The 1170-nt window shown below is 75.0% G+C and carries 1 protein-coding gene; it reads left to right on the top strand.

The genetic code is table 11. The annotated features are described in order from the left end of the window. A partial coding sequence (locus tag OZN99_RS32105; RefSeq protein ID WP_270939242.1) for a glycosyltransferase occupies positions 1 to 1170 on the top strand: 1170 nt, incomplete at both ends.

Consider the following 1170-nt stretch of genomic DNA (forward strand, 5'->3'; position numbering starts at 1 on the left):
ACCCTCGCCTCCCCCGCCGCGCTGGCCCGGCTGCTGGACCGGCCGCGGCTGCTGGTCGCCACCGACGTGCCGTTCTGGCGCGCCCGCCTCGGCAACCACCAGCGCATCGCCACGCTGCTGCGCGCGGCGCGGCAGGAGATGGACCTCGACCTGTTCTTCGCCGGCCCGCTGGCCCCGGCCGAGCGCGGCGTGGCGCTCGCGCTGCTCGGGCCGCGCGGGCGGGTGTTCCAGGCGGCCGCAGGCACACCGGCCGAGATGCCCTGGGGCCTCACGCCGTTCGAGCGTACGCGCTTCGACGGTGCGATCTTCGCCGCCCTGCAGCGCCACCTGGTGCGCCATCCGCCGCATGGCCTCCTGATCGAATACATCCGCCTGTCCTACCTGCGCCTCGCGGTCGCCTGGCCGCCGCCGCTGCTCGCGCTCGACACCCATGACGTCATGTCGCTGCGCGCGCAGAACTTCCGCCGCTTCGGCCGCGAGCACTTCATCGCCATCTCGACCAGCGAGGAGCTGAAGATCCTGTCTGCCTTCGACGCGGTGCTGGCCATCCAGCCGCAGGAAGCCGGCTGGCTCGAACGCCTGCTGCCCGGCCGCGTGCTGCTGGCGCCGCATGCCATGCCGGCCCTGCCGCGGGCGCTCGGCAGCGGCGGCGGCCCCGTGCGCATCGGCTTCCTCGGCGGCGACAGCCCGATGAACCGCGACGCGCTGCTCTGGCTGCTGGACCAGGTCTGGCCGGCCATCGCCGGGCTGGGGGCGGAACTGCACGTCGCGGGCGCCGTGTGCGACGCGATCCCGCCGGGGCGCGAGAACGTCGTCGCGCATGGCGAGGTGGCCGATGGCGACGCCTTCCTCGCCGGGCTGGACATCGCGGTGAACCCGGTCTTCTTCGGCGGCGGGCTCAAGATCAAGACGGTGGAATACCTGGCGCATGGCCTGCCGAGCGTGCTGACCGCGGAGGCACTGCTCGGCATCGCCGGCGGCGCGGGCGAGGCCTATGCGCTGGCCACCGACCGCGGCGAGTTCGTCGCCGCGCTGGCCGCCCTGGTGCAGGATCCGGAGCTTCGCGCCCACATGGGCGCCGCCGCGCAGGCCTTCGCGCGCCGCCATTTCGGCCCGCGCGCGCTGGATCCGGCGATGCGCGCCCTGGCCGGCCTGGCGCGCGGCGTCCCG

This window comes from Falsiroseomonas oryzae (assembly GCF_027856955.1).
In the GTDB taxonomy this organism is placed as follows: Bacteria; Pseudomonadota; Alphaproteobacteria; order Acetobacterales; family Acetobacteraceae; genus Falsiroseomonas; species Falsiroseomonas oryzae.